The organism is Dyella sp. GSA-30 (assembly GCF_027924605.1).
In the GTDB taxonomy this organism is placed as follows: Bacteria; Pseudomonadota; Gammaproteobacteria; order Xanthomonadales; family Rhodanobacteraceae; genus GSA-30.
The window spans coordinates 2,215,162-2,231,730 of record NZ_AP027042.1; the positions used below are offsets into that span (position 1 = coordinate 2,215,162).

The following is a 16,569-nucleotide window of genomic DNA, read 5'->3' on the forward strand; positions in this document are numbered from 1 at the left end:
CGGTGCCCGCAGGGGTGCCGGCCTTTTTTTGGCTTGACCGTGCCGCCCCTAGCGCGAGAAGCTAAGCGGTCCGCCAAGAAAAAGTTTACGGACGAGAAAGCCGCGAGGGCGCGGCCTAGGAGATGAAGTGATGAATGCAGTACAAGCCGGCAAGGCCGGTCGGGCCGGTACCGTCAGCGCGCGTATTTCGCCCGCCGGTGGCCTGGATATTCTTTCCCGCAACGAAGTGGCGCGCCTGCGCAATGCCAGCGGTTCGGGCATGCACATGCTGCTGCGCCGCTGCGCGCTGGCGGTGTTGACCTCGGGCAGCATGAGCGACGACCCGCGTGGCATTCTCGAGCAGTTCCCGGATTTCGACATCCAGGTGCTGCAGCAGGACCGCGGCATCAAGATCGAGCTGTCGAATGCGCCGGCACAGGCGTTTGTCGACGGCCAGATCATCCGCGGTATCAACGAGCTGCTGGTGGCCGTGGTACGCGATATCGTCTACGTGTCGACGCAGCTGGAGCAGGGCGGTTTCGACCTCGACGATACCGTGGGCCTGACCCATGCCGTGTTCGAGATCCTGCGTAATGCGCGCATTCTCAAGCCGCAGATCGATCCGAACCTGGTGGTGTGCTGGGGCGGTCATTCGATCTCGCGCGACGAATACGAATACACCAAGCAGGTGGGCTATCAGCTCGGCCTGCGCGGCGCCGACATCTGCACGGGTTGCGGCCCGGGCGCGATGAAGGGGCCGATGAAGGGCGCGACGATCGCGCACGCCAAGCAGCGCCGCAAGCACAATCGCTATATCGGCATCACCGAGCCGGGCATCATCGCTGCCGAGTCGCCGAACCCGATCGTCAACAACCTGGTGATCATGCCGGACATCGAGAAGCGCCTCGAAGCCTTCGTGCGCATCTCCCACGGCATCATCGTGTTCCCCGGCGGCGTGGGCACGGCGGAAGAAATCCTCTATCTGCTGGGTATCCTGTTGCATCCGGACAACGCCGGCATTCCGTTCCCGCTGATCTTTACCGGCCCCAAGCAGTCCGCCGCGTATTTCGAGCAGATCGACCGCTTCCTGCGCCTGACCCTGGGCGACGAGGTGGCGCAGCACTACCAGATCATCGTCGACGACCCGGCCGCGGTAGCGCGGGCGATGGTGCGTGGCATCGAGAAGGTGCGCAATTACCGTCTCGACAACAAGGACGCGTTCTTCTTCAACTGGTCCTTGAGCATCCCGTTTGCCTTCCAGGTGCCGTTCCGTCCGACCCACGAAGCCATGCGCTCGCTGGCGATCCGCCGCGACCGGCCGCGTCACGAGCTGGCCGCGGACCTGCGACGTGCCTTTTCCGGCATCGTGGCCGGCAATGTGAAGGAAGAGGGCATCCGCGCCATCGAGCAGGAAGGCCCGTTCCAGATCGACGGCGAAGCTGACATCATGCGCGCGCTGGACGAGCTGCTGAAGGCTTTCGTCGTTCAGCATCGCATGAAGCTTCCTGGTGGTACGGCCTATGTGCCGTGCTACAAGGTGCTGGCCAGCTGAAAAAGTTAGGGTCGGTTGGCTTGACAGCTCCGACCCCTTTTCGCAGAATACGCAGCTCCCCGCCCGAATAGCTCAGCTGGTTAGAGCACTTGACTGTTAATCAGGGGGTCGTTGGTTCGAGTCCAACTTCGGGCGCCATATTCAGCAAAAGGCCGCGAGCGATCGCGGCCTTTTGCTTTGTCTGTCTGCGTCAAGTGCATAGGGTGTCGGCTAGAGTCTGCGCATCACTTGATTCACTAAAGGGCTGGGGCATGGCACAGGCAGGGGCGATCGGGCGTCGAGTCCGGATGTGTGCAGGGCTGGTCGCGGGGCTTATGTTTGCGCAGCCGAGCGGGGCGGCGGATGCCGTATCGGAAACGTTGCTGAAAACGACGAAATCCTGGGATGGAGCGCTCTACAAGGCCTATCCCTCGGGGCAGCCGGAGGTTACTGTGCTGCGAATCTATATTCCGCCGCACAGCACCCTGGCCTGGCACTACCATCCAGTGATCAACGCTGCCTATGTACTGAGTGGCGAGTTGACGGTTCAGCGTCGTGACAACGGTCAGCAGCAGGCGATTCGTGCGGGCCAGGTCCTGCCTGAAATGGTCGACAACGCGCACCGCGGCTTTACCGGCGACCAATCGGCCACCTTGATCGTTTTTTATGCGGGTGCCTCGGGCACGAGTATTACTGTGCCGATCACGGTGACTGCGACACACTAGATGTGCCATGCGGTTTGATCGCCGGACTCATTCTTCGTTGCGGCAAGTCTCGGCTGCTTCGGCCGTAGCTCGGGCGCCGCGAATGCGGCCTGAGTTTGAGACAAAGACCTGCAAAGCCAGTTCGGCTCGCTTTCGATCGCAAAGCAGGATGCCGATATTGCTGCCGCTTGCGTAGCCCGTCGCGCGGAATACGACCGAACGGCGCCCCTGTGAGCTGGCGATACTTAGGTTGGCATGCCCCGAGCTTGCATGCCAAGGCTCCCCTTGGATTCGATGGGTACCGGCATCCCGCTCGGCATAGCCTGCGATCCAACCATCTTCCCACTGCACGGTGACCTCGCAGTGCTGGCCATCTCGGCTGGGACAGACGATGGTTCGCCGGCCGCTGCGGCTGGCCTGTTCTCGTGCATAACGCAGGCTGGTCATGAGCTCGGTTTGTGCCGCAGTCAGCCGCTCTCGCGATACAAGTGCGGCAAAGGAAGGTATCGCGGCGCAGGTCAGGACGGCCATCACAGCCAATGCGACGACCATTTCGACCGTGGTCATGCCGCCGTTTCGACCTTGCCGGGATGCCCGTTTCTTCGCCATAGGCGGGCATACTAGGTGGCGCGGACCATGGTGGCAGCCGGTCCAGGCGTGAGCGTGCCTTCATCCTCTGCTGACAGGTCCTGTCAGTAGGGTCAATTTAAAATCATCCCACTCGACCGCATATGGGCTGCCATGACTGACCGTTTCCAGCTCGTTTCCCCGTATAAGCCCGCCGGCGATCAGCCGGAGGCGATCAAACGCCTGGTCGAAGGCTTCCAGGCCGGCCTGGCCGCGCAGACGCTGCTGGGCGTGACCGGCTCGGGCAAGACCTTCACGATCGCCAACATGATCGAGCAGGTACAGCGGCCGACCATCGTGCTGGCGCCGAACAAGACGCTGGCGGCGCAGCTATATGGCGAGTTCAAGGAATTCTTTCCGCACAATGCGGTGGAGTACTTCGTCAGCTACTACGACTACTACCAGCCGGAAGCCTATGTGGTCGCCTCCGATACGTTTATCGAGAAGGACGCCTCGATCAACGAGCATATCGAGCAGATGCGTTTGGCGGCGACCAAGGCGCTGTTGTCGCGTAAGGACTCATTGATCGTCGCGACCGTATCGGCAATCTATGGCCTCGGTGATCCGGAAGATTATCTGTCGCTGCGCCTGATCCTGGCCAAGGGCGAGCGCATCGACCAGCGGGCACTGATCCGTCAGTTGACTGAATTGCAGTACAGCCGCAACGAGATGGAACTGCGTCGCGGCACCTATCGCGTGCGCGGCGAGGTGATCGACGTGTTTCCGGCCGAATCGGAAACCGAGGCGTTGCGCATCGAATTGTTCGATGGCGAAGTGGAAAACATGGCGCTGTTCGATCCGCTGACCGGCGAGACGATTCGCAAGGTGCCGCGTTACACGGTGTATCCGCGTACGCACTACGCGAGCACACGAGAGAGCGTGCTCAATGCGATCGAGACGATCAAGGTCGAACTGAAGGATCGGCTGGAGCAGCTCTACAAGGACAACAAGCTGGTCGAGGCGCAGCGGCTGGATCAGCGCACGCGTTTCGACGTGGAGATGATGGCCGAGGTCGGTTACTGCCAGGGCATCGAGAACTACTCGCGGCATCTGACGCGTCGCGCGCCGGGCGAGCCGCCGCCGACCTTGTTCGATTACCTGCCTCCCGATGCCTTGCTGGTGGTGGACGAGTCGCACGTCACCATTCCGCAGTTGGGTGCGATGTACAAGGGCGACCGTTCGCGCAAGGAGACGCTGGTGGAGTTCGGCTTTCGCCTGCCTTCGGCGATGGATAACCGCCCGTTGCGTTTCGAGGAATGGGAGCGTCGCGCACCGCGTTCGATCTACGTCTCCGCGACGCCGCGCGATTACGAGTTGCAGCATTCAGGCGATGCCGTGGTCGAACTGGTGGTGCGTCCCACCGGTCTGATTGATCCGGAAGTCGAAGTGCGGCCGGTACGCACACAGGTCGACGATTTGCTCAGCGAAGTGCACAAGCGCGTGGCGATGGGCGATCGCGTGCTGGTCACGACGCTGACCAAGCGCATGGCGGAAAACCTCACTGAGTACCTCGGCGAGCACAACGTCAAGGTGCGTTATCTGCACTCGGATATCGAGACGGTCGAGCGCGTGGAAATCATCCGCGACCTGCGCCTGGGCGAATTCGACGTACTGGTCGGCATCAACCTGCTACGCGAAGGCCTGGACATGCCCGAGGTGTCGCTGGTGGCGATTCTCGACGCAGACAAGGAAGGCTTTCTGCGTTCGACCGGTTCGTTGATTCAGACCATCGGCCGTGCGGCGCGCAATGTACGTGGCAAGGCGATTCTCTACGCCGACAACATCACCCGTTCGATGCAGGCGGCGATGGACGAAACCGCGCGTCGTCGCGAAAAGCAGGTGGCGTATAACGAAGAGCACGGCATCACGCCGCAGTCAGTGGTGCGGCGCATTGCCGACATCATGGAGGGTGCGCGCAGCGAAGGCGCTGGCAACCGCGGGCGTGGCAAGTCGGGCCGTGGGCGAATGGCCGTGGCGGAAGAGAGCGCCGAGTACGCCGCGCTCAGTTCCAGCGAGGCATCCAACATGATCAAGAAGCTCGAGGCGCAGATGTACAAGCATGCCGAGAATCTGGAGTTCGAGGATGCGGCGCGATTGCGCGACAAGATCGGCAAGTTGCGGGAGCATGCCCTGCGGGGCAGTTGAGGCGCGGTTACGTCACGGCCTGCCGCGGCTAAAGCCGCTCCTACAAGCTAGCCATGCCCAGCTAGCTTGTAGGAGCGACTTCAGTCGCGACCGTCCCCTACAAAAAGCTTGAACCTCCCCAGATCCCTTTGCTATATTGCGCGGCTCACGGGCGGTTAGCTCAGCGGTAGAGCACTACCTTGACATGGTAGGGGTCACAAGTTCGATCCTTGTACCGCCCACCAATACCGACGAAACGGCGCGGCCCCAGGGTTCGCGCCGTTTTTGTTTCCACCGAGGGAGCGTCCGATGGCTTATTTCATCGTCAAGAGCTTGCACGTGCTGTTCGTGATGTCCTGGGTCGCTGCGGTGTTCTATCTGCCGCGCATCCTGGTCAATCTGGCCGAGGCCGGTCAGGAACCCTCGGTAAGGACGCGGCTGGAGTTGATGGGGCGCCGGCTCTACAAGTTCGGCCACATGATGTTCGGGCTGGCTTTTATCTTCGGCCTGACGCTGTGGCTGTACTTCCACATCGCCGGAGGCTGGCTGCACGCCAAGCTGGGCCTGGTCGTCGTGTTGTTCATTTATTACATCTGGACCGGGCGCATGCTCAAGCGCAGCGCGGCCGGCGGCCCGCTGCCGACGGCGCGGTCGCTGCGCTGGTTCAACGAGCTGCCGATCCTGTTGGTGCTGGTCATTATTTACCTGGTGTTGGCCAAGCCATTTTGACCCGTCGCCGGATTGACAGAAAAACCGCGCTAAACTAGCTTTTCATCACTTTCAGCATCAGGACCCAAGGGTGGCCCGCGCCAACGCGCCGGCCGAGTGTGCGACATGGCAACTACCAACTTCCAATAAGAGCTTGCCCGCCACGCCTTGTGTACGACAAAGGGCGCCGTGGCGCCTTTTTTTGTGGCTGCGTTTTGTGCGTTCCGCATGCGGCGCCGCCTTTCCAGAAACTGTAAGACTCGCCCTTTACAAAGGGCCATCGCGCTACATATCAGGTCATACCGATGATTGAGATCACGCTACCCGACGGCAGCAAACGCCCCTTCGATCACCCCGTCTCCGTGCAGGACGTCGCCGCCTCGATTGGCGCGGGCCTGGCCAAGGCAACCCTGGCCGGCAAGGTCGACGGCAAGCTGGTGGACGCCAGTTTCCCAATCGATCACGACGCCAGCCTGGAAATCGTTACCGAGAAGAGCCCCGAGGCGCTGGACATCCTGCGCCACTCCACCGCGCATCTGCTGGCGCAGGCTGTGCAGCGCCTGTACCCGGGCGCGCAGGTGACCATCGGTCCGGTGATCGACAACGGCTTCTACTACGACTTTGCCTACGAGCGCCCGTTTACGCCCGACGATCTGGTCAAGATCGAGGCGGAGATGGAGAAGATCGTCAAGGAACAAATCCCCGTGACGCGCAGCGTGAAATCGCGCGACGAGGCGGTGGCGTTCTTCCGCGGGCTGGGCGAAAACTACAAGGCCGAGATCATCGAGAGCATCCCCTCGAACGAGGAGCTTTCGCTGTACACGCAGGGCGAATTCACCGACCTGTGCCGCGGCCCGCATGTACCCAATACGGGCAAGTTGCGCGCCTTCAAGTTGATGAAGGTGGCCGGCGCCTATTGGCGCGGCGATTCCAACAACGCGATGCTGACGCGCATTTACGGTACGTCGTGGCTCAGTGATAAGGATCTGAAGGCGTACCTGCATCAGCTCGAAGAGGCCGAGAAGCGCGACCACCGCAAGATCGGCAAGGCGCTCGATCTCTTCCATCAGCAGGAAGAATCGCCGGGCATGGTGTTCTGGCATCCGAACGGCTGGGCGATCTGGCAGGCGGTGGAGCAGTACGTGCGCGGCGTGTACCGCGCCAGCGGCTACCAAGAGGTCCGCGGCCCGCAGATCATGGACGTGAGCCTGTGGAAGAAGTCCGGTCACTGGGACAACTACAAGGAAAACATGTTCTTTACCGAGTCGGAAAAGCGCACTTATGCGCTCAAGCCGATGAACTGCCCCGGTCACGTGCAGATCTACAACACGAACCTGCACAGCTACCGCGACCTGCCGATCCGCTACGGCGAATTCGGCGGCTGTCATCGCAACGAGCCCTCGGGTGCGCTGCATGGCATCATGCGCGTGCGCGCCTTCACCCAGGACGACGGTCACATCTTCTGCACGGAAGAACAGATCGAATCGGAGGTCACGGCCTTCCACGCCCAGGCGATGAAGGTCTATGCCGACTTCGGCTTCGAGGACATTGCACTGAAGATCGCCCTGCGCCCCGACAAGCGCATCGGCAGCGATGAGGTCTGGGATCGCGCCGAGGACGCCCTGCGCGCCGCGCTGGGCACCGCTGGCGTGAGCTGGGAAGAACTGCCGGGCGAGGGTGCCTTCTATGGCCCCAAGATCGAGTACCACATGAAGGACTCGATCGGCCGTGCCTGGCAGGTCGGCACCATGCAGGTCGATTTCATGATGCCCGAGCGCCTGGGCGCCGAGTACGTGGACGAGCATAGCCAGCGCAAGCACCCGGTCATGCTGCACCGGGCCATCGTGGGCTCGATGGAGCGTTTTATAGGTATTCTGATCGAGCACCATGCCGGGAACCTGCCTGCATGGCTGGCTCCGGTGCAGGCCCAGGTGTTCTCAATTACCGACGCCCAGGCCGATTATGTCCGGGAAGTGGCGCAAACCCTTGTCGGTAAAGGTTTCCGGGTTCACGCCGATTTGCGCAATGAGAAGGTCGGCTATAAAATCCGAGAGCATACGTTGCAGAAAGTCCCCTACTTGCTTGTGGTCGGTGATCGCGAGAAGGAAGCTGGGGCGGTTTCTGTGCGTACCCGTTCGGGCGAGGATCTCGGCAGCATGCCGCTAGCCGCCTTTATCGAACGCCTGGAGACCGAAGGACGGCGCTAAGCGTCGTCCGGGTCACGAAATTTCATTCCTCTGGAGGATAGTGGTATCGCTACCACCGACAATAAGGGCAACCGCCGTAACCATGAGATTCGCGTGCCGCGCGTGCGCGTCATCGGTCCGGAAATGGAGCAGCTGGGCATTCTCACCCGTGACGAGGCGCTTCGTGCCGCCGAGGAAGCGGGCATGGATCTCGTGGAGATCCAGCCGAACGGCGATCCGCCGGTCTGCCGCATCATGGACTACGGCAAGTTTAAGTTCGAAGCCCAGAAGAAGGCCCAGGCTGCCAAGAAGAAGCAGAAGCAGGTCGAGATCAAGGAAGTGAAGTTCCGCCCGGTAACGGACGTGGGCGACTACCAGATCAAGCTGCGCAATATGCTGCGCTTCCTGGAAGAGGGCGATAAGGTCAAGGTCACCATCCGCTTCCGCGGCCGCGAAATGTCCCACCAGGACCTCGGCCAGAACCTGGCCAAGAAGATCCAGGAGGACGTCGGCGAGAACGGACAGATCGAGTCCTTCCCGCGGTTGGAAGGGCGCCAGATGGTGATGATGATCGGGCCCAAGAAGAAGTAGTTATAAAGAACGGCGACCCCAGCGGTCGCCGTTTTCTTATCGGTGCGAACCCGCACGGCCCCACGTGTTCCCCTCTCCCCTGGCTTCGCCGGGGGAGAGGGCAAAGGGGGAGGGGGGGGCTCTGGTGCGACGGTCTACGGCCACGCCAGATCAAAGCCCCTCATCCCAACCCGCTCCCCCGGCAGAGCCGGGGGAGCGGGAGTCGACGGCCTAACCCCTGGTAATCCCCCGCAAACCTCCGTACAATCGCCGGTTCGGCCCACATGGAAGGGCCGTGAACCGATTGTGGCAGGACGGAAAGAGTGGCTCGCAAAGCCACCGCCAGATCAGTCAGAAACTTTGAATACGGAGCATTCCCATGCCCAAGATCAAGACCAACCGGGCGGCGGCGAAGCGTTTTCGCAAGACCGCATCCGGCAAGTTCAAGGCCGGTCACGCCTTCAAGTCACACATCCTGACGAAGAAGTCGACCAAGCGTAAGCGCAATCTGCGCGCTACCAACCACGTCAAAGCTTGCGACACCAAGGGTGTAGCACGCATGTTGCCGTACTTGTAAGGCGAGGAGGAAACCATGGCTCGTGTAAAGCGTGGCGTTACCGCCCGTCGTCGTCATAAGAAAATCATCGGTCGTGCCAAGGGCTACTACAACGCCCGCCGCAAGGTCTTCCGCGTTGCCAACCAGGCCGTCATCAAGGCTGGTCAGTACGCCTACATCGGCCGCAAGCAGCGCAAGCGTCAGTTCCGCGCGCTGTGGATCGTTCGTATCAACGCTGCTGCGCGTCAGTTCGGTCTGTCGTACAGCCGCCTGATCAACGGTCTGGCCAAGGCCGGTATCACCGTCGACCGCAAGGTGCTGGCCGATATCGCCGTGCACGACATCAAGGCGTTTGGCGCCATCGCAGAAAAGGCGAAGGCCAGTCTGGCCGCTTGATCGTCGTAAGCGTGTAAGCGCCTGACGATATGATGTGAATCAAGCGGGGAGGAGGCCAAACGCCTCCTCCCCGTTTTCGTTTCTGACACCTGTGGGATCGCATCGATGGACGATCTGGATAGCCGCGCCGCGCAGGCGCTGGCGGAAATCGACAAGGCCGAATCGCTCGAGGCGCTCGACGCGCTGCGTGTGGGGCTGCTGGGCAAGAGCGGTATCGTTACCGCGGCCCTGAAAGCGTTGGGCGCGTTGCCGCCGGAAGAGAAAAAGAGCCGCGGCGCCGAGGTCAATCGCGTCAAGGAAAAGCTCGCCGATGCCCTGGCCGCGCGCAAGGCCACGCTGGAACAGGCCGAGCTCGACCGTCGTCTGGCTTCCGAGCGCCTGGATATTTCGCTGCCGGGTCGCGATGGCGAACGTGGCGGTATTCACCCGATCACGCGTGCGCTGGAGCGCATTGCCGCGATCTTTGCGCGCCTGGGTTACCAGCGTGCCGACGGTCCGGAGATCGAAGACGACTGGCACAACTTCGAAGCGCTGAACTTCCCGCCGCATCATCCGGCGCGCGCCATGCACGACACCTTTTATTTCGGTGACGGCCGACTGTTGCGCACGCATACCTCGCCGGTGCAGATCCGCTCGATGCAGGGACGGCAGCCGCCGATCCGTATCATCGCGCCGGGCAAGGTCTATCGCAGCGATTCGGATCAGACCCATTCGCCGATGTTTCACCAGATCGAAGGCCTGCTGGTCGACGAGACCTCCAGCTTTGCCGATCTGAAAGGCACGCTGGCCGAATTCATCCGCGCGTTTTTCGAGCGCGATTTCGAGATGCGTTTCCGTCCGAGCTATTTCCCGTTTACCGAGCCGTCGGCCGAGGTGGATATCCGCTGGGATGCCGAGGACGGCTCGACGCGCTGGCTCGAAGTGCTTGGCTGCGGCATGGTGCATCCGAACGTGCTGAAGAACTGCGGTATCGATCCGGAGCGTTACACCGGGTTTGCCTTCGGCCTGGGTGTCGAGCGCTTCGCCATGCTGCGTTATGGCGTGTCCGATCTGCGCGCGTTCTTCGAGAACGACCTGCGCTTCCTCAAGCAGTTCGCTTAACGCTCGCCGCTAGGAATCGATAGACATGAAATTCTCCGAAAACTGGCTGCGCGAGCTGGTCGAGATCAAGGCGGACCGCGCCGCATTGGCGCACGCCCTGACCATGGCCGGCCTGGAAGTCGAAGAGCTGACCGTGCTGGGCGAGCAATTGTCCGGCGTGGTCGTGGGCGAGATTGTCGCGGCGGAAAAACATCCCGAAGCCGACCGGTTGCAGGTATGCAAGGTCGATGCGGGGCAGGGCGAGTTGTTGCAGATCGTTTGTGGCGCGCCGAACGCGCGCGTCGGCATCAAGGTGCCGCTGGCGACCGTCGGCGCGAACCTGCCCGGCGGGATCGCGATCAAGGCGGCCAAGCTGCGTGGCGTGGAATCGTTTGGCATGCTGTGCTCGGCCAAGGAACTGGGCATCGATGCCGATGCGTCGGGCTTGCTGGAACTGCCGCTCGATGCGCCTGTAGGCAAGCCGTTAGCCGACTACCTTGGCCTGCCGGACGCTGCGTTCGAATTGAAGCTGACGCCGAACCGCCCCGATTGCCTGGGTCTGGTTGGCCTTGCGCACGATGTTGCCGCGCTGTTCGGCAGCGCAGTGAAGGTGCCCGAGCAAAAGACCGCGCCGGTGACCGGTACAGTCACGCGCGGCATTCGCCTGGAAGCCGGTGCCGATGCGCCGCGCTATCTCGGTCGCGTCATCGAGGGCATCGACATGGCCGCGCGTTCGCCGCTGTGGCTGGTCGAGCGCCTGCGCCGTTCCGGTCTGCGTTCGATCAGCCCGGTGGTCGACATCACCAACTATGTGATGCTCGAACTTGGCCAGCCCTTGCATGCATTTGACAACGACAAGCTCGACGGCGACATCGTGGTGCGCCATGCGCGTGCCGGCGAAATCGTCAAACTGCTCGACGGCAGCGAGGCAAAGGTCGATCCGAGCTTCGTGCTGATTGCCGACGAAAAGAAGGCGCTGGCCGTGGCCGGTGTCATGGGCGGTTACGACTCGCGTGTGACCGACGACACCCGCAGCATCTTTTTCGAGGCCGCGCATTTCGCGCCAGCCGCGATCATGGGGCGTGCCCGCAAGCTCGGCATGCATACCGATGCTTCGCACCGCTTCGAGCGTGGTGTCGACCCCGAGCTGCCGCGCCGTGCGCTGGAACGCGCCACCGAACTGCTGCTCGCCATCGCCGGCGGCAAGGCCGGTCCGGTGTCGGTGGCCGAGAACCTGGCCGATCTGCCCAAACCCGCCACGGTTGCTTTGCGTCGTGCGCGTTTGCGCCGCGTGCTGGGCGTCGAGGTGGCCGATGCGGAAGTGCTGCGTATCTTCACTGCGCTCGGCATGCGCATCGAGCCGGCCGGCGAAGGCTGGCAGGTCACCGCGCCGAGCAGTCGTTTCGATATCGAGCGCGAGGAGGATCTGATCGAAGAGGTCGCGCGCATCTTCGGCTACGACAACATCCCCACGCATACCCCGGCTGGCGCGCTGACCCTGGCGATCGACCCGGAAGCGCGTATCGGCGAACTGGCCCTGCGTGAGCAGTTGGCAGCGCGTGGCTACTTCGAGGCGGTGACCCTGGCCTTCGTCGGCGCCGACCTGCTTGGTCGCTGGGGTTTCGACAAGAACCTGGTGCCGCTGGCCAATCCCTTGTCGGCTGACCTGGCGGTCATGCGGCCCTCGCTGCTGCCGGCGCTGATCGAGGCGCTGTCGCACAACCGTGCGCGTCAGCAGGACCGGGTACGCCTGTTCGAGCTGGGCCGTACCTTCGCGGCCGGCGACCCGCCGTTGGAGACACCCTCCCTGGCCATGGTCGCCTGCGGTTCGGCGCGTGCCGAGCAGTGGGGCGAGCCGGCCCGTGTGCTGGACTTCTACGATCTCAAGGGCGAGCTCGATGCCATCGTCGCCTGGGGCGGCGAGCCGCAGCGCTGGTCGGTGCACGCCGATGGCCTGCCGGGCTGGCTGCATCCGGGCCGGGCCGCACGCGTGAGCTTTGACGGTACGACCGTCGGTTATCTTGGGGCCGTGCATCCCCAGTTGGCCAAGGCGCTGGATCTGGCTCCGGACGTCCATGTGCTGGAGCTGGCGCTGGAGCCGCTGCTGACCCGTCGCCTGCCTGCGGCCACACCGGTGCCGCGTTTCCCTTCGGTGCGTCGCGATATTGCGGTGGATCTGCCGGAGGAGGTCAGCTGGGCGCAGGTCGAGCACGCTGTACGTACCAGCCTGGGCGAGCGTCTGAAATCCCTGACCCTGTTCGACCGCTATAGCGGCAAGGGGGTCGAGGCAGGCCGAAAGAGTCTCGCTATGGGCTTGATTTTGCAGGACGCTTCACGCACCCTTACCGACATTGATGCCGACCAATGCGTAGGGGACGCGGTGTCTGCATTGGAGAAAGCATGCAAGGCAAAGTTGCGAGGATGACATGGCGCTGACCAAGGCGGAGATGGCCGAGCGCCTTTTCCTCGAAGTGGGCCTCAACAAACGTGAGGCGAAAGAATTCGTGGATGCCTATTTCGAGGTTATCCGCGAGGCGTTGGAAGGCGGCGAGCAGGTGAAGCTGTCCGGGTTCGGTAATTTCGACCTCCGGCAGAAGAACCAGCGGCCGGGTCGCAACCCGAAGACCGGCGAAGAGATTCCGATCTCCGCCCGTCGGGTGGTAACGTTCCGTCCGGGGCAGAAACTCAAGGTGCGAGTCGAGGGCTATGCTGGACCAAGGGAATAACACCGAACTGCCCGCCATCCCGGCCAAGCGCTACTTCACCATCGGTGAGGTGAGCGACTTGTGCGGAGTGAAACCCCACGTGCTGCGCTACTGGGAGCAGGAATTTCCTGCGCTCAACCCGGTCAAGCGCCGTGGCAATCGCCGCTACTACCAGCGTCATGACGTGCTGATGATCCGTCAGATCCGTTCGCTGCTGTACGACGAAGGCTTCACCATCACCGGCGCCCGTGCCCGGCTGGAAGGCCCGCAGGCGCGGATGGAAGCGAGCATGTCGCACCAGATCGTGCGCCAGGTGCGCATGGAGCTGGAAGAAGTTCTCACGCTGCTGCGTCGCTGATATAGCCGATCGCCGCTTTCCTGTGGGAGCGATATCCATCGCGGCTCACGGTTACGTTACGGTTTGTCGCGACTGAAGTCGCTTCCACGACAGATTTTCGACGCTTTAAGGGTTTCCCAGCTGCCAAGCCAGCTGTTAAACTCGATCACTTGCCGTAAGTCGGGGCGTAGCGCAGCCTGGTAGCGCATTTGCCTGGGGGGCAAAGGGTCGTCGGTTCGAATCCGGCCGCCCCGACCAATTCGGCAGCACATAAGGAAAAACGGCGCCATTGGCGCCGTTTTTTTTTGCTCCGAATCTGGCTCAGTACAGCACTCGACTGCGCAGCGTCCCCGAAATCGTCGCCAGGCGATCTTTCAGCTCGCCAGCCTGCGCTTCATCCGCCGAGACATCGATCACCACATAACCCACCTGCGAATCGGTTTGCAGGAACTGGGCATCGATATTGATGTTGCCGGCCGAGAACACTTCATTGATGCGCGACAGAACGCCCGGAACGTTGCGATGAATATGTAACAAGCGGCGGCTGCGCGGGTGTTCGGGCAGGGAGACTTCGGGGAAATTGACGGCTGAGAGGGTCGAGCCGTTATCGCTATAGCGCACCAGCTTGGCAGCCACCTCGATGCCGATATTGTCCTGTGCTTCCAGCGTGCTGCCGCCGATGTGCGGGGTCAGGATCACGTTGTCCATGCCGATCAGCGGCGAGACGAAGGCGTCGTCATTACCTTTGGGCTCGACCGGGAATACATCGACCGCCGCGCCGGCTATGTGTTCGCTGCGCAGGGCGTGGGCCAGGGCGTCGATGTCGACGACGGTGCCGCGCGAGGCATTGATCAGCATCGCGCCCTTGCGCATCTTGGCCAGTTCGGTGGCGCCGATCATCAGCTTGGTCGACGGCGTTTCCGGCACGTGCAGGGTGATCACGTCGGCGCGTTCGAGCAGATCGTCCAGGCCTGCTGCAGCGCGCGCGTTGCCCAGCGACAGCTTCGACTCGATGTCGTGGAAGATAACCCGCATGCCCAGCCCTTCGGCCAGCACGCCGACCTGGGTGCCGATGTGGCCGTAGCCGACGATGCCGAGCACCTTGTCGCGGGTTTCGAAGCTGCCGGCGGCGGACTTGGTCCAGCCACCGCGATGGCATAGCGCGTTCTTTTGCGGAATGCCGCGCAGGAGCATGATCGCTTCGGCGATGACCAACTCGGCGACGCTGCGCGTGTTCGAGTACGGCGCGTTGAACACCGGTACGCCCTGCACCTTGGCCGTTTCCAGGTCGACCTGGTTGGTGCCGATGCAGAAGCAGCCGACGGCGAGCAGTCGCTTGGCATGCGCCAGCACATCGCCGGACAGGTGGGTGCGGGAGCGGATGCCGACGATATGCGCGTCGGCGATACGGCGTTTCAGCTCGTCTTCCGGCAGTGATTTCTCGTGATACTCGATCTGGCTGTAGCCGGCTTGGCGAAAGCTTTCCACGGCGCTGCGGCTGACGCCTTCGAGCAGCAGCACCTTGATGTCTTGTTTGGGAAAGGATGTCTTCATGACCTGGAGATGACAGAAAAGGGCCGGCCCACTATGCCAGATGTCGCTGCATTTGCGGCGGCGCAACACTGGACCTCGGCGCCACTCGCTGGCAGGCTGCGAGGATGTCGACACAAGCCACCCCCCTCACCGATCCCCGCCTGGCCGAGCTGGCCGCCGAATGTCCCGCGCTGCGCCTGCTGACCGAACCGGGCGACCTGGAGCATTACGGCCGCGACTGGACGCGTCGCTGGACGCCCGCCCCGTTGGCCATCGCGCTGCCTGCTGCGGCCGAGGAGGTGCAGGCCATCGTGCGCTGGGCCAACCGGCAGCAGATTGCCATCGTGCCCTCGGGCGGGCGTACCGGGCTTTCCGGCGGCGCCGTGGCGGCGCAGGGCGAATTGGTAGTGAGCCTGGAACGGATGAACCGTGTACTCGGCTTCGATCCGGTCGACCGCACGCTCACCGTGCAGCCGGGTATTACCCTGCAAGCGGTACATGATGCGGCAAGGGAGCACGGCCTGATCTATCCGGTGGATTTCGCCGCGCGCGGTTCATGCTCGATCGGCGGCAATATCGCCACCAACGCGGGCGGCATTCGCGTCATCCGTTACGGCAATACGCGCGAGTGGATTGCCGGGCTCAAGGCGGTCTCCGGCGCGGGCGAGTGGCTGGAACTCAATCGCGGTTTGATCAAGAACTCCAGCGGCTACGATTTCCGTCATCTGTTGATCGGCTCGGAAGGGACGCTCGGCATCGTGGTGGAAGCGACGCTCAAGCTGACCGATCCGCCGCCGCCATCGCAGACCATGTTGCTGGCGCTGCCGGACATGGATGCGCTGATGCAGGTGTTCGCCTTGTTTCGTGCGCGTCTTTCGTTGCAGGCGTTCGAGTTTTTTACCGATATCGCGCAGAAGCACGTGCTGGCACATGGCGCGCAGCGGGCAATCGACGGCGACTATCCCTATTACGTGGTGACCGAGTTCGACGCTGTCGACGCGACGGCGATGGATGTCGCACTGTCCGCCTTCGAACACGGCATGGAGCAGGGTTGGATCGTCGACGGCGTGATCGCGCAGAGCGAAGCGCAGGCCGCGGCATTGTGGCGTTTGCGCGAAGGCATTACCGAAAGCCTGGCGCCGCATCGTCCCTACAAGAACGACATCTCGGTACGCATCGGTGCCGTGCCTGCCTTCCTGCACGAGATGCAGACGCTACTGTCGCACGAGTACCCGGATATCGAAGTGGTGTGGTTCGGCCATATCGGCGATGGCAACCTGCACATCAATGTGCTCAAGCCGGCTGCGCTCGACGATGCCGCCTTCATCGCCCAATGCGAACACGTCACCAAGCTCCTCGCGGCCACCTTGCGACGCCATGGCGGCAGCATCTCGGCCGAACACGGTATTGGGCTGGTCAAGAAGCCTTACCTGGAGTCGACCCGTGGCGAAGCGGAGATCGCGTTGATGCGTCAGGTTCGCCACGTGTTCGACCCCAGGGGCATTCTCAATCCGGGCAAGCTGTTCGACTGAG

Annotated in this window: 15 protein-coding genes and 3 tRNA genes; 16 read left to right on the top strand and 2 right to left on the bottom strand. The window is 62.5% G+C overall.

From position 1 onward, the window contains the following. Positions 1-130: 130 nt before the first annotated feature. From ppnN to QMG46_RS09775, 3 genes are all read left to right on the top strand, one after another. Positions 131-1,531, top strand: coding sequence for a nucleotide 5'-monophosphate nucleosidase PpnN (gene ppnN / locus QMG46_RS09765; protein WP_281852321.1), 1,401 nt, complete (start codon positions 131-133; stop codon positions 1,529-1,531). A 61-nt stretch (positions 1,532-1,592) separates the two neighbouring features. Then, positions 1,593-1,669 (top strand) — tRNA-Asn (locus QMG46_RS09770). Positions 1,670-1,845: 176 nt separating this feature from the next. Next, positions 1,846-2,235: a cupin domain-containing protein gene (locus QMG46_RS09775; protein ID WP_281852322.1), complete on the top strand. Its 390-nt coding sequence runs from the start codon at positions 1,846-1,848 to the stop codon at positions 2,233-2,235. A 27-nt stretch (positions 2,236-2,262) separates the two neighbouring features. Here QMG46_RS09775 and QMG46_RS09780 read toward each other — a convergent pair whose 3' ends face one another. Next, positions 2,263-2,781, bottom strand: a complete 519-nt coding sequence (locus QMG46_RS09780) for a GspH/FimT family pseudopilin (protein WP_281852323.1) — start codon at positions 2,779-2,781, stop codon at positions 2,263-2,265. Positions 2,782-2,955: 174 nt separating this feature from the next. On the opposite strand from QMG46_RS09780, the gene uvrB reads away from it, so the two are divergent. From uvrB to QMG46_RS09840, 12 genes are all read left to right on the top strand, one after another. Further along, positions 2,956-4,986, top strand: coding sequence for an excinuclease ABC subunit UvrB (gene uvrB, locus QMG46_RS09785; RefSeq protein WP_281852324.1), 2,031 nt, complete (start codon positions 2,956-2,958; stop codon positions 4,984-4,986). Positions 4,987-5,135: 149 nt separating this feature from the next. Continuing rightward, a tRNA-Val gene (locus QMG46_RS09790) sits at positions 5,136-5,210 on the top strand. Positions 5,211-5,274: 64 nt separating this feature from the next. Beyond that, on the top strand, positions 5,275-5,694 hold the full coding sequence (locus QMG46_RS09795; RefSeq protein ID WP_281852326.1) for a CopD family protein: 420 nt from the start codon (positions 5,275-5,277) through the stop codon (positions 5,692-5,694). A 284-nt stretch (positions 5,695-5,978) separates the two neighbouring features. Continuing rightward, positions 5,979-7,880 carry a threonine--tRNA ligase gene (gene thrS / locus QMG46_RS09800; RefSeq protein ID WP_281852327.1) on the top strand — a complete coding sequence of 634 codons (1,902 nt, stop codon included), beginning with the start codon at positions 5,979-5,981 and terminating at the stop codon, positions 7,878-7,880. 45 nt (positions 7,881-7,925) lie between these two features. Next, the gene (gene infC / locus QMG46_RS09805) at positions 7,926-8,450 is read left to right on the top strand and encodes a translation initiation factor IF-3 (protein WP_345781800.1); all 525 of its coding nucleotides are present in this window, start codon (positions 7,926-7,928) and stop codon (positions 8,448-8,450) included. A 358-nt stretch (positions 8,451-8,808) separates the two neighbouring features. Then, positions 8,809-9,006, top strand: coding sequence for a 50S ribosomal protein L35 (gene rpmI / locus QMG46_RS09810; protein ID WP_019467379.1), 198 nt, complete (start codon positions 8,809-8,811; stop codon positions 9,004-9,006). Between the two features lie 15 nt (positions 9,007-9,021). Continuing rightward, positions 9,022-9,381 (top strand): 50S ribosomal protein L20, encoded by a 360-nt coding sequence (gene rplT / locus QMG46_RS09815; protein WP_017463630.1) that lies wholly within the window; start codon positions 9,022-9,024, stop codon positions 9,379-9,381. Positions 9,382-9,486: 105 nt separating this feature from the next. Further along, positions 9,487-10,482: a phenylalanine--tRNA ligase subunit alpha gene (gene pheS / locus QMG46_RS09820; RefSeq protein WP_281852331.1), complete on the top strand. Its 996-nt coding sequence runs from the start codon at positions 9,487-9,489 to the stop codon at positions 10,480-10,482. A 25-nt stretch (positions 10,483-10,507) separates the two neighbouring features. Continuing rightward, on the top strand, positions 10,508-12,886 hold the full coding sequence (gene pheT, locus QMG46_RS09825; protein WP_281852332.1) for a phenylalanine--tRNA ligase subunit beta: 2,379 nt from the start codon (positions 10,508-10,510) through the stop codon (positions 12,884-12,886). A 1-nt stretch (position 12,887) separates the two neighbouring features. Further along, positions 12,888-13,187: an integration host factor subunit alpha gene (ihfA, locus tag QMG46_RS09830; RefSeq protein WP_281852333.1), complete on the top strand. Its 300-nt coding sequence runs from the start codon at positions 12,888-12,890 to the stop codon at positions 13,185-13,187. After that, entirely contained in the window at positions 13,168-13,524 is a 357-nt protein-coding gene (locus QMG46_RS09835; RefSeq protein WP_281852334.1) for a MerR family transcriptional regulator, read from the top strand. The genes ihfA and QMG46_RS09835 overlap by 20 nt, the downstream gene beginning before the upstream one ends. A 160-nt stretch (positions 13,525-13,684) precedes the next feature. Further along, positions 13,685-13,761 (top strand) — tRNA-Pro (locus tag QMG46_RS09840). A 63-nt stretch (positions 13,762-13,824) separates the two neighbouring features. On the opposite strand, the gene serA is transcribed toward QMG46_RS09840, so the two are convergent. Then, complete coding sequence (gene serA / locus QMG46_RS09845; RefSeq protein WP_281852335.1) at positions 13,825-15,057, bottom strand: phosphoglycerate dehydrogenase; 1,233 nt, start codon at positions 15,055-15,057, stop codon at positions 13,825-13,827. Between the two features lie 104 nt (positions 15,058-15,161). On the opposite strand from serA, the gene QMG46_RS09850 reads away from it, so the two are divergent. Beyond that, positions 15,162-16,568: a D-2-hydroxyglutarate dehydrogenase gene (locus QMG46_RS09850; RefSeq protein ID WP_281852336.1), complete on the top strand. Its 1,407-nt coding sequence runs from the start codon at positions 15,162-15,164 to the stop codon at positions 16,566-16,568. Position 16,569 lies beyond the last annotated feature (1 nt).